Annotated in this window: 26 protein-coding genes; 3 read left to right on the forward strand and 23 right to left on the reverse strand. The window is 36.6% G+C overall.

What is annotated here, in order from left to right; all coding sequences use genetic code 11:
* The first annotated feature begins 76 nt into the window (after window positions 1–76).
* Window positions 77–1,009, forward strand: coding sequence for a membrane protein insertase YidC (gene yidC, locus IGL49_RS08520; RefSeq protein ID WP_104854768.1), 933 nt, complete (start codon window positions 77–79; stop codon window positions 1,007–1,009).
* A gap of 34 nt (window positions 1,010–1,043) precedes the next feature.
* Here yidC and IGL49_RS08525 read toward each other — a convergent pair whose 3' ends face one another.
* The 12 genes from IGL49_RS08525 to IGL49_RS08580 form a co-directional block, all read right to left on the reverse strand.
* On the reverse strand, window positions 1,044–1,235 hold the full coding sequence (locus IGL49_RS08525) for a DNA-directed RNA polymerase subunit alpha C-terminal domain-containing protein (RefSeq protein ID WP_113794407.1): 192 nt from the start codon (window positions 1,233–1,235) through the stop codon (window positions 1,044–1,046).
* Between the two features lie 39 nt (window positions 1,236–1,274).
* A complete protein-coding gene (gene glyS, locus IGL49_RS08530) occupies window positions 1,275–3,359 on the reverse strand; it encodes a glycine--tRNA ligase subunit beta (protein WP_104854769.1) in 2,085 nt (694 codons plus the stop codon).
* Between the two features lies 1 nt (window position 3,360).
* Window positions 3,361–4,269 carry a glycine--tRNA ligase subunit alpha gene (gene glyQ / locus IGL49_RS08535; protein ID WP_010706545.1) on the reverse strand — a complete coding sequence of 303 codons (909 nt, stop codon included), beginning with the start codon at window positions 4,267–4,269 and terminating at the stop codon, window positions 3,361–3,363.
* 649 nt (window positions 4,270–4,918) lie between these two features.
* Window positions 4,919–5,713, reverse strand: coding sequence for a DNA repair protein RecO (recO, locus tag IGL49_RS08540; RefSeq protein WP_104854771.1), 795 nt, complete (start codon window positions 5,711–5,713; stop codon window positions 4,919–4,921).
* A gap of 82 nt (window positions 5,714–5,795) precedes the next feature.
* The gene (gene era, locus IGL49_RS08545) at window positions 5,796–6,698 is read right to left on the reverse strand and encodes a GTPase Era (RefSeq protein ID WP_002359745.1); all 903 of its coding nucleotides are present in this window, start codon (window positions 6,696–6,698) and stop codon (window positions 5,796–5,798) included.
* 13 nt (window positions 6,699–6,711) lie between these two features.
* Window positions 6,712–7,113, reverse strand: coding sequence for a diacylglycerol kinase family protein (locus IGL49_RS08550; protein ID WP_174108292.1), 402 nt, complete (start codon window positions 7,111–7,113; stop codon window positions 6,712–6,714).
* The gene (gene ybeY / locus IGL49_RS08555) at window positions 7,097–7,576 is read right to left on the reverse strand and encodes an rRNA maturation RNase YbeY (RefSeq protein WP_104854773.1); all 480 of its coding nucleotides are present in this window, start codon (window positions 7,574–7,576) and stop codon (window positions 7,097–7,099) included. The genes IGL49_RS08550 and ybeY overlap by 17 nt, the downstream gene beginning before the upstream one ends.
* Window positions 7,576–9,774, reverse strand: coding sequence for an HD family phosphohydrolase (locus tag IGL49_RS08560; RefSeq protein WP_002382763.1), 2,199 nt, complete (start codon window positions 9,772–9,774; stop codon window positions 7,576–7,578). The genes ybeY and IGL49_RS08560 overlap by 1 nt, the downstream gene beginning before the upstream one ends.
* Before the next feature lie 28 nt (window positions 9,775–9,802).
* On the reverse strand, window positions 9,803–10,717 hold the full coding sequence (locus IGL49_RS08565) for a PhoH family protein (protein ID WP_369810298.1): 915 nt from the start codon (window positions 10,715–10,717) through the stop codon (window positions 9,803–9,805).
* Window positions 10,718–10,959: 242 nt separating this feature from the next.
* Window positions 10,960–11,409, reverse strand: coding sequence for a GatB/YqeY domain-containing protein (locus IGL49_RS08570; protein ID WP_002356741.1), 450 nt, complete (start codon window positions 11,407–11,409; stop codon window positions 10,960–10,962).
* 25 nt (window positions 11,410–11,434) lie between these two features.
* Window positions 11,435–11,611: a 30S ribosomal protein S21 gene (gene rpsU, locus IGL49_RS08575; protein ID WP_002356740.1), complete on the reverse strand. Its 177-nt coding sequence runs from the start codon at window positions 11,609–11,611 to the stop codon at window positions 11,435–11,437.
* Between the two features lie 165 nt (window positions 11,612–11,776).
* Complete coding sequence (locus IGL49_RS08580) at window positions 11,777–12,217, reverse strand: Fur family transcriptional regulator (RefSeq protein WP_002387080.1); 441 nt, start codon at window positions 12,215–12,217, stop codon at window positions 11,777–11,779.
* 98 nt (window positions 12,218–12,315) lie between these two features.
* On the opposite strand from IGL49_RS08580, the gene IGL49_RS08585 reads away from it, so the two are divergent.
* Complete coding sequence (locus tag IGL49_RS08585; protein WP_002382760.1) at window positions 12,316–13,173, forward strand: pyruvate, water dikinase regulatory protein; 858 nt, start codon at window positions 12,316–12,318, stop codon at window positions 13,171–13,173.
* A 41-nt stretch (window positions 13,174–13,214) separates the two neighbouring features.
* On the opposite strand, the gene thrB is transcribed toward IGL49_RS08585, so the two are convergent.
* The 9 genes from thrB to IGL49_RS08630 form a co-directional block, all read right to left on the reverse strand.
* Window positions 13,215–14,078, reverse strand: a complete 864-nt coding sequence (thrB, locus tag IGL49_RS08590; RefSeq protein ID WP_104854774.1) for a homoserine kinase — start codon at window positions 14,076–14,078, stop codon at window positions 13,215–13,217.
* Window positions 14,075–15,130, reverse strand: coding sequence for a threonine synthase (thrC, locus tag IGL49_RS08595; protein ID WP_010828904.1), 1,056 nt, complete (start codon window positions 15,128–15,130; stop codon window positions 14,075–14,077). Before thrC ends, thrB begins: the two co-directional genes overlap by 4 nt.
* A gap of 2 nt (window positions 15,131–15,132) precedes the next feature.
* A complete protein-coding gene (locus IGL49_RS08600) occupies window positions 15,133–16,425 on the reverse strand; it encodes a homoserine dehydrogenase (protein WP_104854775.1) in 1,293 nt (430 codons plus the stop codon).
* Between the two features lie 51 nt (window positions 16,426–16,476).
* Entirely contained in the window at window positions 16,477–16,785 is a 309-nt protein-coding gene (locus IGL49_RS08605; RefSeq protein ID WP_002356730.1) for an ArsR/SmtB family transcription factor, read from the reverse strand.
* A gap of 116 nt (window positions 16,786–16,901) precedes the next feature.
* A complete protein-coding gene (proC, locus tag IGL49_RS08610) occupies window positions 16,902–17,684 on the reverse strand; it encodes a pyrroline-5-carboxylate reductase (protein ID WP_104854776.1) in 783 nt (260 codons plus the stop codon).
* A 106-nt stretch (window positions 17,685–17,790) separates the two neighbouring features.
* A complete protein-coding gene (locus IGL49_RS08615) occupies window positions 17,791–19,515 on the reverse strand; it encodes a phospho-sugar mutase (RefSeq protein WP_104854777.1) in 1,725 nt (574 codons plus the stop codon).
* 120 nt (window positions 19,516–19,635) lie between these two features.
* Window positions 19,636–21,087 (reverse strand): PLP-dependent aminotransferase family protein, encoded by a 1,452-nt coding sequence (locus tag IGL49_RS08620; RefSeq protein WP_104854778.1) that lies wholly within the window; start codon window positions 21,085–21,087, stop codon window positions 19,636–19,638.
* A 190-nt stretch (window positions 21,088–21,277) separates the two neighbouring features.
* Complete coding sequence (locus IGL49_RS08625) at window positions 21,278–21,976, reverse strand: hypothetical protein (protein WP_129317379.1); 699 nt, start codon at window positions 21,974–21,976, stop codon at window positions 21,278–21,280.
* Complete coding sequence (locus IGL49_RS08630; RefSeq protein ID WP_104854780.1) at window positions 21,924–22,301, reverse strand: hypothetical protein; 378 nt, start codon at window positions 22,299–22,301, stop codon at window positions 21,924–21,926. Before IGL49_RS08630 ends, IGL49_RS08625 begins: the two co-directional genes overlap by 53 nt.
* A gap of 123 nt (window positions 22,302–22,424) precedes the next feature.
* Between IGL49_RS08630 and IGL49_RS08635 the strand changes: the two genes are divergently transcribed.
* Window positions 22,425–24,071 carry an ABC transporter transmembrane domain-containing protein gene (locus tag IGL49_RS08635; protein ID WP_164982984.1) on the forward strand — a complete coding sequence of 549 codons (1,647 nt, stop codon included), beginning with the start codon at window positions 22,425–22,427 and terminating at the stop codon, window positions 24,069–24,071.
* Between the two features lie 581 nt (window positions 24,072–24,652).
* On the opposite strand, the gene IGL49_RS08640 is transcribed toward IGL49_RS08635, so the two are convergent.
* Together IGL49_RS08640 and IGL49_RS08645 are read right to left on the reverse strand one after the other, a co-directional pair.
* A complete protein-coding gene (locus IGL49_RS08640; RefSeq protein ID WP_104854782.1) occupies window positions 24,653–25,681 on the reverse strand; it encodes a permease prefix domain 1-containing protein in 1,029 nt (342 codons plus the stop codon).
* Window positions 25,678–26,010, reverse strand: a complete 333-nt coding sequence (locus tag IGL49_RS08645; protein WP_002367058.1) for a PadR family transcriptional regulator — start codon at window positions 26,008–26,010, stop codon at window positions 25,678–25,680. Before IGL49_RS08645 ends, IGL49_RS08640 begins: the two co-directional genes overlap by 4 nt.
* Window positions 26,011–26,076 lie beyond the last annotated feature (66 nt).

Raw genomic sequence — 26,076 nt, forward strand, 5'->3', positions numbered from 1 at the left:
CGATTTTGATTGAAAAAGAGCGCTGTTTCAAGTATAGTTAACCATGTAAAAATTTTTTAGAAAAGGACCGAATTACATGCGTAAATTAAACCGATGGCTTTACGGCTCTGGCTTACTATTTTTAGTAATGTTTTTATCAGGCTGTGTGAAAACAGGAGCAGATGGACAACCAACTGGTGAAGGTTTTGTCTATAACTTCCTTGTTTTACCGATGAGTAATGCAATTACTTATCTTGTCGATAATTTTAATTGGAACTATGGTTGGGCGATTATTTTTATCACCATTATTGTACGGATCATTATTTTACCGTTAGGCTTACATCAATCGAAAAAAAGCTTTATCCAAACGGAAAAAATGCAAGCAATCAAACCTCAAGTGGATGTTGCACAAGCAAAAATGAAACAAGCAAGTACGCGTGAAGAACAAATGGCCGCACAAGCAGAACTACAAAAGATTTATAAAGAAAACAATGTGAGTATGGTTGGCGGAATTGGTTGTTTGCCTTTATTAATTCAAATGCCTATTTTCTCTTCTCTGTTCTTTGCTGCTCGTTATACAAAAGGTATTGCCACAGCAAGCTTCTTAGGAATGAATTTAGGGCAACCAAGTATGATTTTAGTGGCATTAGCTGGTTTAGCCTATTTAGCTCAAGGCTATATTTCAATGATTGGTATTCCTGAAGAACAAAAGAAAACAATGAAATCAATGCTGATTGTTTCACCATTAATGATTGTTTTCATGTCCTTTAGCTCACCTGCAGGCGTAGCGCTTTACTGGGTAGTTGGTGGTATTTTCACATGTATTCAATCTGCCATCACAAATATCCTCTTACGTCCAAGAATTAAAAAACAAGTACAAGAAGAATTGAAAAATAACCCACCAAAACAAGTGGTTACTCCTATTAAGGACGTGACACCCAAAGAAACAAACAAAGTAACGCAAAAAACGAACCAACCAAAAGCAAACGGCAATAAAGGTCGCAATGCTGGAAAACAAAAACGTAAATAAAAAAAGGATCGCCGTTTGAGAGGCGATCCTTTTTTTATTTCAATTCTTTGCCAGTCATCTCTTCAATGGTTCGAATAGACTTAGGACCAAAGCCGTGCAACGAAAGTAACGCTTCTCGGCCTCGTGCATAGAGTTCATCCACACTATCGATTTTTTCATTCGTTAGCGCACGAACAGCTGGCTTTGATAATTGCGTTAAAATTTGTTCCAACGTTGTTTCTGACATGCTGGTGGTTCCTCCTTAGCGGTCGAAAAGCAACGCTTTTTATTTTACAATTAATAAATCTAAGCTAGCAATTGATAACGCCATTTTAGCAATTTGCATTAATTGTTTTAATCGATTTTGTTTGACTTTTTCATCCTCAACCATGACCATGGTTTCATTGAAGTACGCATCAATTAACGGACGTAGGTTTACTAGTGCTTCATAGTTTTCTGCAATCGTGCGTGTCGCAAAAGCTTCTGACAAATCGTTAACCGCTTGATATAGTTCTTTTTCTGCCTTATTTTCAAACAGACTTGGATCAATCCCTTCTTCAGCATCGCCTAAAAGTTCTTGCCCTTTTTTCGCTAAATTAATAACACGCGTTAAGGCTTCCATTGATGGTTTAAAATCTTGATCTTCAAAACGGCTTTTTAAAATATTCGCTGAAGCAAATAATTTCGATAAATCGGCTTGCTCAGCAGACACCACTGCATCGATAATGTCATGGCGAACGTTTTTCGTCATTAATAATTGACGTAAGCGAGCTTTCACAAATTCAACGACTTCTGCTTGTCCTTCGTTTAGTAAAACGCCATATTTTTCAACATCTTGATTCACTGCTTCATCAACTTCTGTTTGTAATTGGACTAATGGGAAGGTCCAGCCTTTATCTTCAATAATTCGGATAACGCCATAGGTTTGACGACGAAGTGCATAAGGATCGTTAGAACCTGTTGGAATCATACCAACTGAGAAGAATGAAAAGACGCTATCAAGCTTATCGGCTAAGGCTAAAACAGCCCCGATTGCTGTTTCTGGCAATTCACCTTCACTGGAAGTTGGTAGATAATGTTCTCGAATAGCCGTTGCTACGGCTGATTTTTCGCCTTGTAATAAGGCATATTTTTCTCCCATAATTCCTTGTAATTCTGGAAATTCACCAACCATATTTGTTACTAAGTCAAATTTATAAATTTCAGAGGCACGTTTTAAATCTTCCAATTCCTCCTCAGATAAGCCAACTTTTCTACCAATGATTTGTGCAATTAAAGCAACCCGTTGCATTTTTTCATAAATTGAGCCAATCTTTTCATGGAAAGTCACATTTTTTAGTTTTTCAACACATGCTTCAATCGTTAATTTTTTATCTTCATTGTAAAAGAATTCTGCATCTTCTAAACGAGCAATTAACACTTTTTCATTTCCTTTAATCACGTTTTCAAGGTGAACATTATCCCCATTGCGAACAGCGATAAAATGCGGCATTAATAAGCCTTGGTCGTTACGAACTTCAAAGTAACGTTGGTGTTCTTTCATAGAAGTCACTAATACTTCATCTGGAACAGATAAATATTTTTCATCAAAACTGCCTACAAATGCAGTTGGATATTCCACTAAATTCGTAACTTCTTCCAATAACTCTTCATCTAAAGCTAACTGCCAATTTTTTTCTGCAGCGAGTGCGTTCGCTTGATCAACAATCATTTGTTTCCGTTCATTCGGTTGAACCACTACAAATTGTTCTTTTAATTTTGCTTCATATTCATTAGCATGTTGGAACGTCACATCGTCTCCCAAGAAACGGTGGCCACGAGAAGTTTGCCCTGTCGTCACGTCTAACACTTTGAAAGGAATTACTTCATCATCAAGTAGTGCCACAATCCAGTGAATTGGACGAATATATTCGAAATCATAGTTTGCCCAGTGCATTGTTACCGGGAAAGTTAGACTTGTAATCACGTCATTTAATTTTGTTAATACCTCTTTGGCACTTTGGCCTTTGGTAAACTTCGTCACATAGACATATTCGACACCATTTAATTCTTTGAAAACAATGTCCTCAGTTGTGACTCCTTGGCCGCGTACAAAACCTTGTGCAGCTTTTGACCAATTTCCTTCAGCATCTAAAGCAATCTTTTTCGCTGGACCTTTTACTTCTTCTTCAACATCCGCTTGTTTTTCAGGAATCGCAGTTACTTTCACGGCTAAACGACGAGGTGTGGCAAAGGATTGCACTGTCTCATAGTCTAAATGATGTTCATCTAAAAATTTGATTACTTTTTCTTCAAGTTGGATACGGCTTGGTGTGACAACATGTGCGGGCATTTCTTCTAAGCCAATTTCTAATAATAAATCTTTTGCCATGTTATTCTGCCTCCTTGGATACGTGTTGATCTTTATTTAATAATGGGAACCCTAATTTTTCACGTTCAGCCACAAAAATTTTCGCCACGGAACGAGCCATATTTCGAATGCGGGCTAAATATCCTGCACGTTCTGTTACAGAGACAGCACCGCGAGCATCTAATAAATTGAATGTATGGCTACATTTTAAAATATAATCATAGGCTGGATGAACTAAGCTTTCTTCAATACAGCGTTTAGCTTCTTTTTCAAATTTGTCAAAGTTTTCTAAAAGCATTTCTTGGTTACTAATTTCAAAGGAATATTTTGAATGCTCATATTCAGGTTGGACAAAAATTTCACCATATTTAACGCCTTGTGTCCATTCTAAATCATAGACACTTTCGACTTCTTGGATATATGATGCCAAGCGTTCTAACCCGTAAGTAATTTCAGAAGTGACAGGATGACATTGTAAGCCGCCAACTTGTTGGAAATACGTAAATTGGGTGATTTCCATGCCATCTAGCCAAACTTCCCAACCTAAACCAGCACAACCCATTGAAGGATTTTCCCAGTTATCTTCTACAAAACGAATGTCATGTTCTAATGGATCAATTCCTAATAATTTCAAACTTTCTAGATAAAGTTCTTGGATATTTTCAGGAGAAGGCTTCATTACAACTTGGAATTGATGATGTTGGTATAGACGGTTCGGATTTTCACCATAGCGTCCATCAGCTGGACGACGAGAAGGTTCTACGTAGGCAGCGTTCCATGGTTCAGGTCCAATGGCACGTAAAAACGTGTAAGGACTCATGGTACCGGCTCCTTTTTCTGTATCATAGGCTTGCATTAACATACAGCCATTAGATGACCAAAATTTTTGCAAGGTTAAAATCATTTCTTGTACGGTTAACTTGTTTTTCATTGTTTTCCTCCTTGGAATATTTTTTATAGACATAGGTATTGGCTTTGCTTCGGGAATGTAAATTTAAAAAGGGCTACAGAGAAACAATTTTGTAGAATAGGATAATTTTTATTCGGTTACAACGTTCCACATCTGCTCCATGTTTTTGGCTAAACAGTTTGTTTTAAAATAGAGGAGACAACGTTCCCTTTGCTCACCTTGTGCTGTTCCACATCTGCTCTGACACTTTTGCGCCAATTGAGCTTTTTTGAATAAACGTTACTATTTTTTCTTTTGGTGTTAACTGTTTGCTTTTTTTTATTCGGTTACAACGTTCCCTTTGGTCACCTTGTGCTGTTCATCATCTACTCTGTCGCCTTTGCGCCAATCGTAGTGATTCACAGCAAAAAGTCCCCATGCCTATTAATAGACATAGGGACGAATAATTATCGCGGTTCCACCCTACTTCCGATGCGTTCATCGGCAGCTTCGTTTGTCGTACTCCAAAGTGCCTTTCAAAAGTTCCGTGTTTCTGGCTCCCACTCTCCCAGATTCGCTTAACAGAGGGTTCTTTTTACTTCTCTTTTTCTTCGTACGTATTTAACTTCTCTATCATAATACGGTGTCTGAGGGAAGTTGTCAAATTTTTTTTAGAAAAATGACTGCTTGTTTATGTTTCTTTTTCTTCCTTCTTTCGTGGCGGAATTTTTAGCGTATTTTCCCACGTTTTCATTTGATCAATAAATTTTTTGCTTTTTAAGTGCAAACCAACATATTCATCGTATAACATATCAATCGTTTCTCGAATACTCTTCTTAGTTTCTTCTTTTACTTGAATGTTTTGGACTTTTTCATAGGAGACTTGCGAAAATAAGCGAATAAAATGAATTGCTCTAGGATCTGCATGGTAGCGCTGTTCATCTAAATGCCAATGTTTTTCACAAAGCACACCGCTATATTTTGAGGAATAATCAAATTTCCCTTGTGTTTCGCCACAAGCCACACAATGATGCCATTCTGGTCGTACACCAAACCGTTCTAACAATTGAATTTCAAAAATATTTGTAATGATTTCCGGATCTTTATGCTCATTTAAAGCGGATAATGCCATGTGGGTAAATTGAAATAAGTTCGGATCATAGTGCTGATCTTCAATTGCTGCATCGACTAAGTTTAAAATATATGTTCCATACGCGTTAATAAATATATCTTGTTGAATGTTTCGAAAAGGTTGAACTTCTTTACTGCTATTGAGAAAAGATAAGCCTTCTTCTCTAAAATTTCCGATGTAGACGGCTTCTGTAAATGGCAGGATCGCTGGCAAAAGAGGATTATTTTTTCGATGCGCGCCTTTCACAAAAAACATCAATTTTCCATAGGATTCTGTAAAAATTTTGACGAGTTTATCCTTCTCTTTAAAATCCTTCGTAAATAAAATAATACCTTTAGTCTCCCCTAATGCCATTCAATTCACTTCCATTTCTTATGTAAATTAGTGTAGTGTTTGGGAAGTTCATTTATACACTCGCTTCCCAAACACTACTTTCTTAATATTCTTCTTTGCGATAACCGAAATCTTGTAAATAGATTTTTTTGTCACGCCAGTCTTTTTGGACTTTTACCCACAACTCCAAATACACTTTGTCATCTAATAAATATTCAATATCTTGACGCGCCTTGGTACCAATTTGTTTCAGCATTTTTCCGCCTTTGCCAATGATGATGCCTTTTTGACTGTCCCGTTCCACAATAATGGTTGCTTGGACATGGACTTTATCGTTTTCATCCCGTTTCATTGAGTCCACAACGACAGCGACAGAATGAGGAATCTCATCTCTTGTTAAAAGTAACACTTTTTCACGAATTAATTCGGAAACGATAAAATATTCTGGATGATCTGTAATTTGGTCATCAGGGAAATACTGAGGTCCTTCTGGCATTTGCTCAACGAGAACATCCATTAAATGCTCAAAATTATTTCCTTCAGTGGCAGAGATGGGAATAATTTCTTTAAAGTCCATTTGTTTCGAATAGTCTTCAATAATACTCAATAAATCATCTGGATGGACTTTGTCAATTTTATTAATAATCAAGTAGACTGGACTATTATTATTTTTCAATCGTTCAATAATAAAGTCGTCACCTTTCCCGCGTTTTTGATCAGCACTTACCATAAATAGAGTAGCATCTACTTCACGCATCGCATTGTAGGCACTTTCCACCATGAAATCGCCTAAGCGGTGTTTAGGTTTGTGAATCCCTGGAGTATCGATAAAAACAATTTGTGCTTCAGGAATTGTATAAATTCCTTGAATCTTATTACGAGTTGTTTGTGCTTTGTCACTCATAATTGCAATTTTTTGGCCGACAATTCGATTTAACAATGTTGATTTTCCAACATTAGGTCTGCCGACAATGGCTACGAAACCAGATTTATGTTCAGTTGTCATTGTATTTCTCCTCTTATTTCCACATTTGAATGATTTGTAAAATTTTTGGTACAAATAGAATTAGTCCTACTAGCACTGCGAAACCGGCTGTTAATAAAACAGCTCCTGCGGCCATGTCTTTAACTTTTTTTCCAATTGGATGAAAGTGAAAATCCGTAAACATATCTACGACATTTTCAAAAATTGTGTTGATAATTTCTGCCAACCAGACAAGAAAAACGGCCAATAACAACCACAGCCATTCAGCAAGTGTTAAGGAAAACAAGAAACCAAACACAATGGCAGTGACACCAAACGCCACATGTTTGCGCATATTACGTTCTTCTCGAAAAACTGTTTTGATTCCTTGCCAGGCAAATTCTAATGAATGAATAAAATGTTTATTTTTTCCTGTTTGCTCATCTTTTAAGGCCATACGCATCTAAAATCTCTTTCTGTAAACCAAACATTTCTTTTTCATCTTCAGGTTCCATATGATCGTATCCATTCAAATGTAAAAAGCCATGTACTGCCAAAAAGCCCATTTCTCGCTCCAATGTGTGCCCATATTCAACTGCTTGTTCTGCTGCTCGCTCTGTTGAAATAATTAAATCACCTAGATTCCGTGGTAGCTCTGCCATTTCTTCATCATCAAAAATAATTGGCAATTCGTCTTCCCCTTCATCCTCTAAAGCAAAACTGATGACATCTGTAGGCATATCTTTGCCCCGATAGTCACGATTAATCACTTGGATACCTGCGTTATCTGTAAAAGTCACCGACATCTCCGTATCTTCGGCAATTTCTAGAAAACCCGCTGCAAATTGCAGCAAGTTTTCGATTTCTTTGATTTCTTCTGTTGGTACTTTCTCGGTTTCATCAATGAAAGTAATATCCATTAGTCATCTCTCTTTTCTTGTTCATCTTTCATTTCTTCTGCTTCAGCTTTCATTTTTGGATACTTAATCCGTGAATGGAAGGTACTGCATAATCCATTAATTAATGATTTTTCAATGATGCGAATCTCTTTCATCGTTAACCCGCATTCATCTAATTGGCCATCTGAAATTCTATCTTGAATCACATTATGCACAAAGGCTTGAATTTTTTCGTTGGTCGGATGATCCATCGCCCGCACAGCAGCCTCACAAGTATCAGCAATACTAACAATCCCTGCTTCTCGTGTTTGTGGACGTGGTCCAGGATAACGGAAGTCTGATTCTTTAATTTCAGGATTGCGTTCTTTTGCTTTCACATAGAAAAATTTCATCAATGTTGTGCCATGATGTTGACGACAAATGTCAATAACCATTTGCGGCATATTGTACTCTTCTAAAATTTTGGCGCCATCAATTACGTGGCCAAAAATAATTTGTTTACTATCTTCTGGTAATAAAAAGTTATGTGGATTTTCTGCTCCAGCAGGTAAGTTTTCCACAAAGAAATTTGCGTGTTTAATTTTGCCAATGTCATGGTAATAACAAGCAACTCGTGTTAATAGCGACCGACCGCCAATCTCAGCAACAGCGTTAGCGCTCAAACTAGCCACCATCATGCTATGATGATAGGTACCTGGCGCTTCTTCTAACAGTTGTTTTAACAACGGATGGTTCGGGTTACTTAATTCATTCAAGACAATCATACTATCATCGGTCACTAATAATTCGATATATGGATGCAAGCCCATTGTTGCTAAAAATGAAAGGACCGTTCCTGCACCTGCACAAATTAAAGCCGTCCACGTTTTACCATCTGTTAAACTCATCCCTTGATAAATCATTAAGACAACCGCCATGAAAACAGGAAAGACAACTACCCACATTAAAGCTGGGAAAACTTGCTCACTCATCCGTTTCCGTTTAACAACTGTTGCTAGAAATCCTGAGAATAAGTACATAATCAGAATAACCGTCAACGAGTTTGTGCCAATAGAATTATAAAAGATAAATAACGCAAAAACGACTTGGAAAATGGCAGCGATTATCCCTGAACGACGATTCACAAAATGATTTAGAATCAGCGGTGCAAAGGCTGCTGGATAGAACAAGGGAATATACATCAACTGCTCGGTTTGGAAAATCTGGAAGAATTTCATTAAAATAACACTGATTAGCATAGCACCCGTGTAAAAGATAATAAACGAGCGTTGTCGCGAAGGCTCAGTCACTTGTTTTGTAAAGAAAATCAACACTTCAACTTGAAGTAAAATAGCTAATGCTAATGCCACCATCGGAAAAATAGACGTATTTTGACTAGTCATTCCTAGTAACTCAAGTTTTTCGACCGCTTTTGCATCAATTTGAGTACCTTCACGAACAATAATTTCGCCTTGATAAATCATTGCGGGTTGAACAGCATTCATCGCTTTTTGGCGTAGCTCTTCTGTTCGTTTTTCATTGGCAATATCGTTTACCACAATCCCTTGGTTAACAATGTAACGAATGACTTGTTGCATGGTACTCGTAATATCTAAGTATTGAATTTTACCGTTAGCTTCTTGGCGAATTTTATCCAAATCAGATTCTCGAACGTGATTTTGCATTGCGTCATCCACCAACATCAAACTTTCTGAACGAACCTTATCCAATTGCTCAGAGGTTAATGTAAAGATTGTTTGATAAAAAACATTAGGAAAACTTTGATAAAACGTAACTTCATCTTGCGGTAAAGATTCAAACAATGACTTTAAGCTAGCTACTCGTTCTTCTACGGTCGGCGCAGGAATCGTTTCTTCCTTTTTGGCCTTCGCTTGCTTATTGCTATACTCTTTGTCTACTTTTTCATTCGCAGAATCAATCAATTTAAATAATTTATCAATACGATTATGTTGGACAGATGCCGTATCTTCTTGATAAATATATTCGGGTGTGACAGCTTCTGCTGCCAATTTTTTTCTTTGTTCTGTTTCGTAGGTATTTTCGATATTTTTATTTGCACGAATAGTTTTCTCGGCCAGTTGACCTTCTTTAATTTCTACTCTTTTCTGATGGACACTGCCAAACATAATCATAAATAAAAGAAGAGAAAAAACGGCTAATAAAATAGGCAAATAGGCTTTACCTAAACGATCCCCTAACTTTGTAAGTACTTTTTTCAAAAGGTACTTTCACTCCTTCCCTAACTGCTTAGGAATGCTTTTGTTGTTCTTTTTCATAGGCTTGAATAATTTGTGCTACAACCGGATGACGCACAACGTCACTGGCTTCAAAATTTACAAAGGCAATTTTTTCAATGTCTTTTAACGTACGCTCGGCGTTAACTAAACCACTTGTTACACCACGTGGCAAGTCAATTTGACTAGTATCTCCATTAACAATCATTTTTGAACTAAACCCTAAACGAGTTAAAAACATTTTCATTTGGGCAACCGTGGTATTTTGTGCTTCATCTAGAATGACAAAAGCATCATCCAATGTACGACCACGCATATAAGCAAGCGGGGCAATTTCAATAACGCCGCGTTCCATTAAACGATTTGTATGATCCATACCAAAAATTTGATACAAGGCATCGTAAACTGGACGTAAATAAGGATCGACTTTTTCTTTTAAGTCACCTGGTAAAAAGCCCAAGCTTTCGCCAGCTTCCACCGCTGGACGAGTTAAAATAATTTTTTGTACTTCGCCTTTTTTCAAGGCTGCTACTGCCATCACCACGGCTAAAAAGGTTTTCCCTGTCCCCGCGGGTCCCACCCCGAAAATGACGTCATGGGTTTTAACTGCATCGATATATTTTTTTTGACCAACATTCTTAATTCGGATGGCCCGACCATGATGGTCCTTCATAATTTCTTCTTCATACATGGCAATAAACGCCTCTAAATTTCCAGCTTTGGCCATTTTTAAAGCAGAAACGACATCTGGCGTATGCACTTTGATGCCTCGTTGAATTAATGTTTGTAGCGCTCTTAACACGGAAGCGACTAACTCTACCTCTGATGATTCGCCAATTAACTGAATAACTTCGCCACGACTATTAATCGTTACGTGGGTATTCTCTTCTAAAAATTTGATATGTTTATCATGTGTTCCTAAAAGCATGTGTGCATCATCAGAATCAGTAAGTATTAATTCCAAAGATTTTGACTGATTATCTGTCAAAAAACGTCCATCTCCTTTATTATATAGTCCTTTACAATGATACCACATTCTTATCTGTTTAAAAAGAAGTCGTACCTGATTTGACTTTGAAAGTCAAAAAAGAGAAAACCGTAAAAAGCTACCGGTTTTCTCTTTGCATAAAAAAACTAGGACAGTATCCTGTCCTAGTTTCGATAACGCTCTTAGTTTTCTTGTAATAATTCTTTCACAATTGCGTTAACTTGGTTGCCATCGGCTTTGCCTTTGACTTTCGGCATCATAGCGCCCATCACTTTACCAAAATCTTTTGGTGAAGTGGCGCCAGTTTGCGTCATTACCTCTTGAACTAGTTGACGAATTTCTTCCTCCGTTAGTTGTTGAGGCATATATTTTTCAACAATTGCTATTTCAACTTTTACTTTTTCAACAAGATCGTCGCGTCCCGCCTTTTCAAACTCTGATAAAGAATCTTTTCTCTGTTTCATCTCACGAGACAATACAGTGAGTTCTTCTTCTCCGTTCAATTCACGGCCCGCTTTAATCTGATCATTTTGAATGGCAGTCTTTAACATGCGAAGCACGGCTAAAGTTTCTTTGTCTTTAGCTTTCATCGCTGTTTTAATGTCGTCATTCAATGTGGTTAGCAATGACATACCACCAACTCCAATTCATTCAAAACTAGAATTTTTTACGTTTTCTAGCTGCTTCAGATTTTTTCTTACGCTTTACACTTGGTTTTTCGTAGAATTCACGTTTACGTGATTCTTGTAAAGTACCCGCTTTTGAAACGGAACGTTTGAAGCGACGAAGAGCATCATCAAGAGATTCGTTTTTACGAACGACTGTTTTTGACATGTTATTCCCTCCCTCCGAGCTTAAAAAGTAACCGTTTTTCTTATTTGTGGGAAAAACCCACAAATTAAAATACTGTCCTTGTTATATTATAGCTAAAGCATAAATAACCGTCAACCACTCTACTGATAAAATACGAAATTTTTGTTTGATTTTTCGTCTTATTCGCTATTTTTCGCAACAATCGGCACAACGACCAAGTATTTCAAAGCGATGTCCTTCAATTGAACAACCTTTTAACTGTTCTTCAAAAAAATTCATCGGACACATGTGAATTTCTTCCGTTTTGCCACAAACCGTACAAATAAAGTGATGATGATGTTCCACCTCTTGGCAACAACGGAAGCGAAACTTTTGCTCGCCATTTAATTCTGTTTTTTCCAGTAATTCTAAGCGCTCAAAGTCATGTAAATTGCGATAAACCGTATCATAACTGACTCCTTTAAAGGTTTCATTCATAAATTCATACACTTCACGTGCAGAAACATAGCGATTTCGCTTAATCAAATAACTCATCAGCAATTCTCGTTTTTTGGTATATTTTAATCCACTGGCTTTCATGGTTTCTAAGGCTTGCTCAATATTAGTCTTTACTGGTGCCATCGCCATTTCCTCCCTTATCAACCTAAATCAGAATCATTACGAAATAGATTCTGGACTTATGGTATAATAAAATTATTAAAAATGCAAGAAAGGACTTACCCTCTATGACTATTTCTGAAGAAAAAAAATGTGTGACGATTTTTGTCATCTCAGATTCTGCTGGCGAGACCGCTTCAAAATTGGCGGCTGCCTCAATGGCTCAGTACCCCACTGTTGATTTTACTTTAATTAGACGAACATTCGTTAAAGACGAAGATAAACTAGTGCAAGCGTTAGAAGATGCCAAAAAAGCAGAGGCCATGGTACTGCATACTATCATTAATGATCATCTCGTGGCGATTGCTAATCAATTTTTCAATGAGCATCAATTGTTTCATTTTGACATTTTGACACCACCAGTTGCGGAAATCGAACGATTAACAGGTGTCGCACCTATGCGGGAACCAGGTGCCTTACATCATCTGAATGAAAATTATTTTAAACGAATTGAAGCGATGGAATTTGCTGTCAAATATGACGATGGCAAGGACCCACGAGGCTTTTTAGAAGCGGATGTGTTACTTCTTGGCGTTTCCCGAACTTCTAAAACACCGCTAAGTCTCTTTTTAGCCAACAAGAACTTAAAAGTTGCTAATTTGCCACTAATTCCTGAAGCACATTTACCGAAACAATTATTCGAAATGGACCCTAAAAAAATTGTTGGCTTAACCAACGATCCCAATGTTTTAAACGGGATTCGTAAAGAACGAATGCGCGCATATGGTTTACCTGAAAATACTTCTTATTCAGATATTGAAAAAATTCGGCGAGAACTGGCTTTTGCTAATGACCTTTACCAAAAATTAGGTTGTATCGTTATTGATGTCGCTTCTCTTTCAATTGAAGAAACTGCCTCAATGATTCTTAATGCTTTGAACTTAGAAGATCATAGTTATTATTCCACGGAAACATCCGAGGATTAATAAAAACGAGAAAAAATCACTAGTGATTTTTTCTCGTTTTTTTAAAAGACTTGAACGCCTTCTTGATCAATATTGAAAATTTGGATGCTCGCTTTGGTAGATAATTTTTCCAAGCTTTGAACAATTTCGTTGGTTCGTTCTTCTGGCGACAAGATCAGAACAGTGGGACCAGCTCCGCTTAAGAAAGAGCCATAAGCACCTTTTTGCTGAGTTAAACGACGAATTTCTTTTAAATGAGGAACCAAGGAACGTCGATACGTTTCATGCCATTTATCTTGTTCCATCATTTTGCCTGCTAAAGGTAAATCCCCGTTTAAAATTGCGGCAATCATAACATTGGCAATTGAACTGGCCGCGACCGCCTCTTTGTAATCCAATTTTTCTGGCAAAACAGCGCGACTTTTTTCGGTAAATAACGTTTCCTCTGGAATAAAAGCAATGACATCACACATCGGAAAGTGATGTTTGACATGGTAGACTTGATTTTCTACATGGCTAGCCACCACGAAATCCCCTAAAATAGCTGGGGCAACATTATCTGGATGGCCTTCCATCTCTGTGGCTAAACGGACTTTTTCTTTAGGCGACAAATTTAAATGTGCTAGTCGATTAGCTAATTCAATGCCTGCTACAATCACACTTGAGCTACTGCCTAGGCCTCTTGCAAGGGGAATGTCAGAAACCATCCGAATAACTTTTGGTGTCAATTCTGGTGCAATTTTCAATGCCGTTTGAATTAATAAATTCTCTTCATTAGTAGGAATCTCTTCTCCCAAAGAATGTTGAATTTCCCAAAATTCACTTTCACCTAAAACGTTGATTGTTAAATAAGCGGATAATGCAATGCCACATGAATCAAAGCCAGGTCCTAAGTTGGCACTAGTGGCAGGTACTCTTATTTTCATAGTGTTGCGACTCCTTTTCGTAAGTGCAGACGCATTTCTTCCACGTCACTCATTTTTGAAATAGCTACTTCTGTCTCCATTGCTGTATCAGGATCTTTTAGTCCGTTACCAGTAAAGACTACCACGACGGTTTCACCTGCTTTGATTTTACCGCTTTTAACGTGTTGAATAACTCCAGCTAATGAGGCAGCCGAACCAGGTTCAATGAAAACCCCATCTTGAGCAGCAATTTTTCGGTAAGCCGTTAAAATTTCTTGATCTGTCACGGCATCAATGAAACCACCCGATTCATCGCGTGCCTGTTCTGCTAATTGCCAACTAGCAGGATTTCCAATCCGAATCGCTGTTGCCACGGTTTCAGGTTGCTCAATCACTTGGCCTTTCACGATTGCCGCGGCACCTTCTGCTTCAAAACCATGCATTCTTGGTAAAGTTGTTCCTTGTTTTTCATGCCATTCTTTAAAGCCTTTCCAGTAAGCGGAAATATTGCCGGCATTTCCAACTGGAATCGCTAAAACATCAGGCGCTTGACCCAATTGTTCACAAACTTCAAAAGCTGCTGTCTTTTGCCCTTCTAAACGATAAGGATTCACTGAATTAACTAGCGCAACTGCCTCAGTTTTCGCAATTTCTCGCACCGCTTTCAATGCTTCATCAAAGTTACCTGGAATCGAAATAATGTCCGCCCCATACATAATAGCTTGCGCTAATTTTCCCAGTGCGATTTTACCTTCTGGAATCACTACATACGCTTTAATGCCTGCTCGTGTGGCATACGCAGCAGCGGCGGCACTAGTATTTCCTGTAGAAGCACAAACAATCGCTTTGGCACCTTCTTCTACCGCTTTTGCTACAGCCATCACCATCCCGCGATCTTTGAATGAGCCAGTGGGATTTAAGCCTTCGTATTTTCCATATAATTGAATACCTAATTCTTTGGATAAATTAGGTAAAGGAATCAGTGGCGTATTTCCTTCAGCTAAAGAAATCATTGGTGTTTTTTCTGTTACTGGCAAATACGCTTGATACTGTTTTAACAAACCTTCATACATGTTTACTCATCTCCTATAACCTTCATTACATTCAATAACTGAAAGGCTTCCGTATTTTGAATAGCTGTCACAACTTGTTGCATTTGTGCTTTTGATATCTGGTGCGTAATGGCAACAATTCTTGCTCGCTGTCCATCCGATTTTTGTTGAACTAATTGATCAAAACTGACTTCTGCTGTAGTCATTAATTGGGTCAACTGCAAAAATTGTCCTGGCGTATCTGGAACATCTAACGAAAAATAGTACTGCCCAAATACATTTTCGGAACTCGTCAATTGGGTTTTATGTTGATACGAATTGAACATATGGCCAGTCGTTGCCAAGCGAATGTTTTTAGCAATCGTAATTAAATCACTGACCACACTGGTTGCTGTCGGTTTAGCTCCAGCTCCTGGACCGTAATACATTGATTCGCCCACGCCTGCACTTTTAATAAATACTGCATTGTACTCATTCCGAACAGATGCAATAGGGTGCTTTTGATTGACTAGCATAGGCGCCACTTCCACCGAGATACTATGCTCATTTTGTTCAGCAGAGCCAATCAATTTGATTTCATACCCCAGTTGTTTAGCCATGGCGACATCATCTAAAGACAATCCGCGAATTCCACGAATATTAACTTGTGGTAATGAAACATTCATCCCAAAAGCAAATTGACTTAAAATAACCATTTTATAGGCTGCGTCAATTCCATCGACATCATTTGTCGGATCTGCTTCAGCAAAGCCCAACGCTTGCGCTTCTGCTAAAGCTTCTTCATAACTTTTATCAGCAGAAACCATTTGCGTAAGCATATAGTTCGTCGTACCGTTCACAATCCCTAAAACTTGTTGAATATTGTCTGCTGCTAAGCTATTAGCAATCGTTCTTAAAATAGGAATCCCGCCAGCAACACTTGCTTCGTAATATAAATCACAATGATGTTTTTGGGCTAACGCTACTAATTCACTCCCATGTTGCGCCAGTAAATCTTTATTGGCAGTCACAATATGTTTGCCCTTTTCTAAAGCTTTCATGATATACGTTTTGGCTGGTTCAATGGTTCCCATTAATTCCACAACGATTTGAATTTCTTTATCTTCTAAAATATCATCAATTGAAGTTGTTAAAGAAAGACCGTATTCTTCCGCTTGCGCTTGTTTCGTTTCAAGATTTCGGACAAATGCTTTTTCAATGAGCACATTCATTCCTGTCACTTGTGAAATTTTCTCTTGATGTTCTTTCAAGAGAGTTAAAACACCAGTGCCTACAGTCCCTAATCCTAGTAACCCAATCTTTAAGGTATCCTTCATTTTTACCTCCATCAACAGCGCTATTCTAGTTACGCTATTTTTTCCTACTTTTTATCGATGTTCAATATGCTCAAAGGTCTGATTTAAAATATCTATTACATGATGATCATCCAATGTATAAAAAATCGTTTTTCCTTCGCGACGTGCCTTGACAACGCGGCTATCTCTTAATAATTTTAGTTGATGAGAAACGGCGGACTGTTCCATTCCCAATTGTTCACTAATCGCCGTTACGTTATGCTCGCCTTCTTTTAAAAGTAGCAAAATTCTTAAACGTGTTGGATCACTTAATACTTTATATAATTGACTTACTTGTTTGATTTCTTCCATTTGTTTCATTATAGTCGCCTCACTTTGCACTCATTATAACACAGAGTTTTTTAAAATAAGAACTGCGATTGTTCTTTCCTACGAAAAATATGGCACAAAGAAAGTTGGAAAAATGACAAACTTGTCGATTTTCCAACTTTCTTCATCTATTCGTGGTTGGCTTGCTGAACTGCATCCATCACGGCATAACGGAAGCCATTTTTTTCTAGAGCTACGACACCGCGAATCGTACTTCCTCCTGGAGAAGTCACTTCATCTTTCAATGCTCCTGGGTGTTTTTTCGTGTCTAAGGCTAAGGTCGCCGTTCCTTTTATCATTTGAGCGACAATTTCATAAGATAAGTCCCTTGGTAACCCTTCTAAAACTGCTGCATCTCCCAATGCTTCCATAAAGATATCAACAAAAGCTGGACTGCAACCAGCCACAGTACCAAAAGTTTCCAGTTGCGCTTCGCGAATTTCTTTGACTAACCCTAAAGTAGCAAGAAGTTCCATTACCAGTTCCTTCGTTTGGCCTTCAATTGTTGGTGCCAAGGCTACACCAAGCACGCCTTGATTCACGCTAACTGGTGTATTAGGAATGGCATGAACAACTTTGGCTTCTTTATTGCCAAGGGCCATTTGGGCTTCTTTTATGGTATGACCTGTTGCAACAGAAATCAATAGACTTTCGTTGGAAAAATGAGGAGCTAATTCCTGAAGGACAGGTAACACGACCTTTGCTCCTGTCGCAATAAAAATAATCTTACACTCTTGGAAAAGTGCATAATCTGTGACAAGTTGAAAGCCCCACTCTTTTTGAAGAGCTTCGGCTGTTCCGCTTGAACCACCTTTAACATATAAGTTTTCCTTCTTGACTGCCTCAGCTTTCAGTAACCCTTTAATCATGGCACCGCCCATACTGCCAGCACCGATAAAGCCAATTTTCATAGCATTCCCTCCTTAGTTAAATAAAGTGTTTGTGTCAAAAGTCAATAAGCTTTTGACACAAACACTAACATTCGTACTTTTTTCCGTACAGCCTGTTTCGTTTATTTTATTTTGTTAATTCATTAACGACTGCTTCAAACGCAGCAATTTTTTCAGAAGCTTCTGAACTACTTGTTGCTTTTGTCGCTAGATAGAATTTAATTTTTGGTTCTGTTCCTGATGGTCGGATAGCAATCCAACTGCCATCTTCTAAATGATATTTCAGCACATCAGAAGGAGGCGTTTGTAATTGTTCTGTTTGACCATCTGCAAAAGTACGTGTTAATTCTTTAAAGTCTTCCGTTTGAGCAACTTGAATCCCGGCAAACTCAGTTGGCGCTTGTTCACGACATTTTGCCATTAAAGCTTTAATTTTACCGCTTCCTTCAATTCCACTCATTGTTACTGAAATGGTTTTTTCTTCAAAGTAACCAAATTCTTCAAAGATATCTTGTAAGCCATCGTATAACGTTTTTCCTTGTTTTTTATAAAAGGCCGCTACTTCCGCTAATAAAACTAACGCTTGAATCGCATCTTTATCACGAACAAAAGGTTTCACTAAGTAACCATAACTTTCTTCAAAACCAAACATAAACGTTTGACTGTGGTCTTCTTCGTATTGTTGAATTTTTTCCGCAATAAATTTGAAACCTGTTAAAACATTAAACATCTTCGTATTATATTTCTCGGCAATCGCTGTAGCAAGTTCACTAGAAACGATTGATTTTAGAACCGCAGCATTTTCAGGCAATGTGCCTGCTTGTTGATGGGCTTCTAAAATATAATGAATCATAATTGAGCCTAATTGATTTCCTGTTAATACTTGGTATTCGCCGTTTGGCATCCGCACAGCAGCGCCTAAACGATCAGCATCTGGATCTGTTGCAATCAATAAATCAGCGCCTTCTTTTTCCCCTAAACGAATCGCATATTCGAATGCCGAATGTTCTTCAGGATTTGGTGACTTAACTGTAGTAAAGTCAGGATCAGCAACGGCTTGCTCAGGTACTAAAACAAACTTTTCAAAACCGGCTTGTTTTAATGCCTTTTCTCCTAACATTTTCCCAGTTCCATGTAAGGGAGTGTAAACTAATTTTAATTCTTTACCCATTTCGTTAATTAATTCTTGATTAATCGTAACTGTTTTAATTTCTTTCAAATATGCGTTATCGACTTCTTCACCGACAATGTTAATTAAACCGCTGTGGGCAACTTCTTCATCTGATAAGACATCAATTTTCAAAGGATTTTCGATACTACGAACATATTTAGTTAATGCATCAGCATCAGCTGGCGGCATTTGACCACCGTCTTCACCGTAGACTTTGTAGCCATTATAGGCAGCTGGATTGTGAGACGCCGTAATCATGATTCCCGCAAAAGCTTTAAAGTAACGGACCGCAAAAGATAATTCTGGTGTTGGTCGTAAGCTTTCAAATACAAAAGAAGGAATATCATGTTTAGCTAATGTTTTAGCTGCTTCCATTGCAAATTCTGGAGACATATGACGTGAATCATAGGCAATGGCTACACCGCGACGTTTCGTTTCAGGATCTTGCGTATCCATAAAACGTGCAAGCCCTTCTGTCGCTTGACGAACCGTAAAGATATTCATTCGATTAATACCGGCGCCTAAAAGCCCGCGCATCCCGGCAGTCCCAAATTCTAATGGTGCGTAAAATGCATCTTCACATTTTTTAGGGTCTGTATTTAAGTCCTTTAATTCATTTTTTAAATTTTCTGGAATATTTTCTTCATTTAACCATTGTTGGTAAACTTGTTCCCAAGACATGGAAAACACCTCATTTGTTTTTTTGTTTTTACTTTTTAAGTATAGCATTGGATATTCGTTTAGAAAAGGGAAGTTGTAGCGTTTTCTCTCAGCAAATGATTTTTATAAGAAAAATCTTACTTACTGTTCTATTTTTGTTTGTCTATTTTCAGAAAGCTGTCGTGTAATCCGTACCATTCGCTCATAAAAAAGAGGCATTTCTTCTGGTGAAATCCGGGAACAGTTCAAGCGAATACTTCCACGTTTTTCACTAAAAGCTACACTTGGCGCTACCAAAACACCTTCTCGTAAAAATACTTGCCAATCTTCTGGCTTAAGCACCCCTTGACGCCAATGTGCCCATAAATAAAAACCACCTTTTACTGGCGAAACTTCCCATTCTGGCAACGATTTAAACACTTGATATACAGCTGTTGCTCGTTGTTCCACTTGTTTATTTAATAACGTAATTTTTTCAGAAAAAGAAGGATCTTCAATCGCCATTTTAGCGAGCATCTGCGGAAAAATACTCAACGATACATCCATCATTTTTCTGGCTTCTGCAATTTGTTTCGTCACGGAGGCGGGCGCACTTAACCAACCAATTTTCGTGGTCGAACCTAAAATTTTTGACAACGAACCGATATACAAGACATTATCTGGATCTAATTTTTTTAAAGGAGGAATTTCTGTTTTCGGGATAAAACTTAACTGCCCAAAAACATCATCTTCTAAAATAGGAACTTGATACGTTTGACAGACTTTCACAAGCTGTTCTCTTTTTCTTAAAGGCATCACTGTCCCAGTGGGATTTTGAAAGGAAGGATTAACCATAACCATTTTGATGCGATGTTGTCGAATTGTTTGTTCTAGCGCTTCAAGATCAATCCCTTCCTCTGTCATGGGCACACCAAATAAGCGCACACCAGCAGCTTGGAAAATTGGTAAGGCATAGAAGAAAGATGGATCTTCTACGGCAACACTATCTCCTTGTCTCAATAAAACTTGCAAAACTAAAAAAAGTGCTTGTTGCGCACCTGAAGTAAGCAATAAACTTTCACTTGGTAAATGAAGCTGATATTCCGTTGCTGTAATGGCTTGGATTTCTTTTCTTAACGGCAAATAACCTAATTCATCTTGTGCTTCCTCTTTTAAAAATTGTTTCCAATTTAATGCTGGAAAATCGAAACTGGGAATTAAGTCTAACGGCAACTCACCTGTATACATATCTAAGTCAGTCGGCAAATTTTGTTTAGCTCGTAACTCAATCTCTGCCACCAAGGGATGAACTTGTTTGAACACATTTTGTTCTAAATAACGATGCCAATCTGTTCGTGGCGTCATCATTACCCCCCATTTCCCTTCGTTGACAATCGTTCCGCTCCCTCTTTTTCGTAAAATCCAGCCTAAGTCCACCAGTTCATCTAATGCATGAACAACGGTGGAACGATTGACAGACAAGTATTCTGCCAGTTTTCGTTCCGAAGGGATTTTTTCGCCTGGTAATAATTCGCCTGTTTGAATCTTTTGAACAATCATTTCCATAATACTGCGATAAATAGGAACATTTTGTTCTTTTTTAAGTTGCCACATAGCAATCACCTCAACAATTGGATGAGTTAAAAGTAATCCAGTTAGATGCTTTTGTCAATCTAAAATACAAGAAAAAGGCACTGAAACTAAGCCGACCCCCAAAAGTTAGATTTCTAGGTCTTTTGGGGGTCGGCTTACTAATTGCTTCTTTTTAAGTTGATGATTTTTGCGAACATAACTATCTATATGTTTAATTCGTTTGTAAGATAGTCTTTTTGAGATAATTATAATAATCCATTTCTTTTAACTCATCTGGAGTGACAATATCAATACGAGTACCATTGATGTAAATGACACTATTGTTTGTAATAACACTATTCTCTATTTGTATGGCTAAATCTTTCGTTTTAGATAATAATAAGGGATCTCTTTTTTTTATAGCTGTGCGAATGGATAAAAAGTTTATACTAGGGATAGGAATATTGCCTTCTTTAAATTTACTTTTGGTTATTTCATTTTTCCAGAATTTTCCGAACATTATTTGTTCACTTGAGTATAAATATTTAACCATATAGTGTGGCCAACTAATGATAGTTTCCCAATCTAAATTTATACTTTTTTCGAGCTCTACATCGAAAATAATATTTAGTGTATAAAAAGGAATAGAGTCTTTAGTCAATCGAGAACGATTAAATCTGAAGAGCTCAATTTTTTCTAAAAAGTAATAGAATAACTCTTCAGATATTTTTTCGGGATCAGTTGTTTTTAAAAGAAAAACATCAGTTTTAACGAATTTTTTTCTATTAGCAGATTCAAGGTACGGGCAATAGTCATATGTTTTTTCTACATATTGTTCAAATAATTTTTTAAGGTATTTTTCATAAGGTTGAACCACCTTATGTGTGTAAATTTGCTGGTTTGCAATCCCAGGACATTTTGACAATCCCATTTTTGATATATTCTTCATAAGCTTTTTCATTGAAAGTACCAGATGAGTCAATAAACCAAATAATGTTTAACTTCCCATACTTTTGTTCATAATTTTTAACCCATGTAAATTCATCAACGCCACCACTAGGTTCATGTTTTAATAGAGTTCCAGCATGTTGTAAACAGAACTTCTCATATGTTGCAGGATTATTTAACATAGCATGCCATTCTTCGTCAATAAAACTGTTAGGCATCATAAGGTCAGGGACATTCTCACCAGCAAGTGCAAAAAACTTTCCTAATTCTTTTAGCGCGGCTTCTTTTTTCACTAATAATTCGACCATAAAAATTTCCTCCTAAACATTTTAATATAATTTAACTTTTTATAACTTTATTATAATTTATTTGTAATCATTTAGCAACTGTTTTATAATTTAATGACAAAGAATGACGAAGGAGCGAGAAATATGGGGAAGAACAGAAAAATAGATATAGAAATAATAAATGAGTATAAAAGTATGAAAAAAATACAATTAAAAGCAATTATTTTTATAATGGTACGGACTGTATTAAACTTATATATAATTTTTGCTATACAAAATCTCGTGGATTATATCGTGAAAAAAGAAGAAACAATGAATGATAAAGAAATAGTAATTTTAATTTTTTTAGTTATTTCATATAGCGCATGTATATATTTATCTCAATATCTTCTTCGTTTGCTGTTTTTTACGGGAAATTATGCATTAAATAATTTTTTATTTAAAAGTATTTTAGAAAAGAGTGTATTATATTTTGAAAAAAACTCTTTAGGAGAAATAATTTCTAAAATAACGTCAGATAGTGTCTTAATATCTGATTGGATGTCACAGGGAAAAGTAATGTTAGTCACACAAATTTTTATATTAATGAGCAGTATATCAGTTCTTATTTATTATAGTTATGAAATCGCAATAATATTAAGTGTACTATTGTTTGTTTGCTTTTTTTTGATACATAAAATAAGTCAAACAATGAGCACACTTACTAAGTATGATCAAGAATTAAAAGGCCGCATTTTTCAAAAAATGACACAATCAGTTTCTGGTATTTATGATGTCAAACAATTTTCAATGGAAAAATATTTTTCAAAAGAAATTGAAGTGGACTTATTTCAAAAAAGATTGCCAGTAAGTAAAAAAATATCGTTATACTTTTCTCTATATGTAGGAACTTCTGCTTTTGTCGCAATGGTCTTACCACTTCTAGCATTATTATTAGCTAGTTATTTAGCAAGTTTAAACCTTATTTCTGTTGGATCGATAATTGCTATATATTCTGTCAGTAGAATGTTAGATGAACCTATACGAGTAATTGCAGATCAAATTAGTAGTAAAAATCTAGCAATTAAAACGCAAGATAGAATAAAAGATATCTATCAAGAAAAATCTGCTAGTAATTTTAAGAGTCAGGAAAGAGATATTCCTAAGTTTAATAGTATGAAGTTAACTATTAAAGAATATAAGTATTCCGATGCAAGCAATCCTGTTATTAAGAATCTGGATATGTTGATTAGTAAAGGAGAACTAATAGTAATCAAAGGGCCTAGTGGTAGTGGGAAATCTACTATAGGAAACTTACTTATGAATCAAATTTCCCGTGAATATTTAATAGGAGATGTTTTATGGAATGGGAAAAAAATAGAAAATTTCTATGAAAAATTATATTATCAAAAAGCAAATAAGATGGATCAAAACGTATTTTTATTTGAAGGTACGATAAAACAAAATTTAACATTATTTAAAGAGTATTCTGAAAAAGAGTTGCTAGAGATTGTAAGGCTTGTTGGATTAGACACTTTAATTAACGAAAAAGGATGGAATTATTTAATTGAAAATAATGGAGGAAATGTTAGTGGTGGTCAAAAGCAACGCATAAGTTTAGCAAGAGTGTTATTAAGAAAACCAGAATTCCTCATTTTAGATGAACCTACGAGTTCTTTGAATAAGGACTTATCTACAAATATAGCATTGAGAGTAACTTCATATTTAAAACGAAATGATTTAACGACAATAGTTATCACTCATAAAGATGAATTTGATGAATATTCTGATAAGGTAGTGACATTTGAATGAGGTTAATAACTTTCAAAGTAAAATTGATGTGTAAAATAAGAAACTGAATACACGAAAATTCGAAAGGATAAAACGATGGTAGTAATGATAAGCCTTGACTTGATGTCAAGACGGTAGACCCAATAGAAGTCCTACAAGATAGAGTACAATGTAAAGAAAATAAAAAAAGTGAGGAGAAAAACTTTTAATTTTTTGAATATATAAAAAGAGGCTACCTACTAGTGATTGGAATAATACTTTAGATAAACTAAAATCAGCTTTTGAGCGTGGAGAAAAAATCCAAAGTGATTTTTACCCCACGCTCTTCCTAAACCTATTGATATTACACTTATTTCAGCTGACTTTATTAAATCACCTGCTTTTAAAATTAATAATCGACCTAGAAAATGTCTATATCGGAAAGTACTTTATAAATTTTTTTATATCGCTTCGTTGTATACTGGTGATTTTCGAAAAATTTTGTCCGCATATTTGCTAGCACTTTCATCTTCAAAACCATACTTTGGTATTTCCCTTTCGTAAGAAGAAAGCCCAATTTTTAAACACCCTTACTTTTCTGTTTTACTATTAACAGGTTTTTCTCAATACTTGTGTAAAAATGCTTGGATGGTGTTATAAAAGATTCCTGCGAACATAAAGATTAACCAACTAAACCGCCAATCCCCTAAAACAAAACTAATAAATAGATAGAGTGCAACAACTAAGGGCCAATAAATGGATGCAATAATTGCACCGACAGGATTTCCCGCAGGTCCTTCCTCTGTTTTAGTTTGCTGAGGCGCAAAATCAGGATGACCAACATGTTCTGAATAAAAATAAGTTTCATTCAACAATTTATTAAAACTTCCTTTAATTACTCCACCAAATATAAACAAGAAGACGCCAATCGATACTAAAAAGAAGAGCCAACTAATCCCCAGCGTTCCATTATAATATTGTCCGCCCATCATTTGATGCATGGAACGGCGCATCATCAGATGAAGGCCACTACTAAAGACAACAACTGGGATTAAACCCAAAATACAAAAAACTACCCCCGCTGCCATACAAAAAATAAATGATCGTTGAAAACTTTGTTCTCTTTGTGCAACTTCTTTTTTTAACTTAATCGGAATCAATCGTTGCCCCAGTTGTTTGTCCATTGCAACAAACCGATTACCAGCAACAATAAATAATGGAACGCCGATTGCCACACCTATGAAAAGACAAACTAAACCAAGACCGTTAGAAAGAACACCACGCATACCAACCAGCAAGCCAACACCTACCATGATTGCAACAACGCCAAGACCAATTTGAATAGCACCTTTGCGTTGGACAGCTAAATAGTCAAGTCCTTCCTCCACTGAAATTTCTGGCAAATCGTTCATTGAATCGTTTGTTTCATTAACATGTTTATTTTCTAAATTCAATTCTTCCATTAATTCATCAATAGTACCAAATTCAGAAATAATTGTACCGATTGCTTCATTTTCCGATTTTCCTTGGCTGAGCAAATCTTCATAACGATCCTCAGCATTTGCTAATAAGTCCGCCTTTAATTGTTTTGTTTCAGATGTTTCAACAACGCCTGAAAATAAGCTATCAATAAATTCTTCTATAATTTTCATTTTCCCATCTCCTTTACAAATGCTTCGACGACGTCTTTTGTTACTTCCCATTCTAGTAACTTTTCCTCTAAATAACACTCTCCTGCATGGGTTATTTGATAATAGGTCCGCTTTTTGCCATGCGTTACTTCTCCTGGAAATGATTCAATGTAGCCATTTTTCTCTAAACGTGTAAAAGCAGAATAAAGTGTCGTTTCTTTAATCGAATATTGTTCTTTAGAAATTTCACGAATGCGTTTAGAAATCGCATAACCATATGAAGCGCCGGATTGTAAGATTGAGAGAATAAAGGTATCGTTGTATCCTCGAATTGCATCACTACCAATCACATAAATTCCTCCCTCAAGTACTTCAACTATCGTACTACGTCTGTCGTTGTAATTATCTTAACATGA

Source organism: Enterococcus sp. DIV1337a, from assembly GCF_051712285.1.
Lineage (GTDB): Bacteria > Bacillota > Bacilli > Lactobacillales > Enterococcaceae > Enterococcus > Enterococcus faecalis.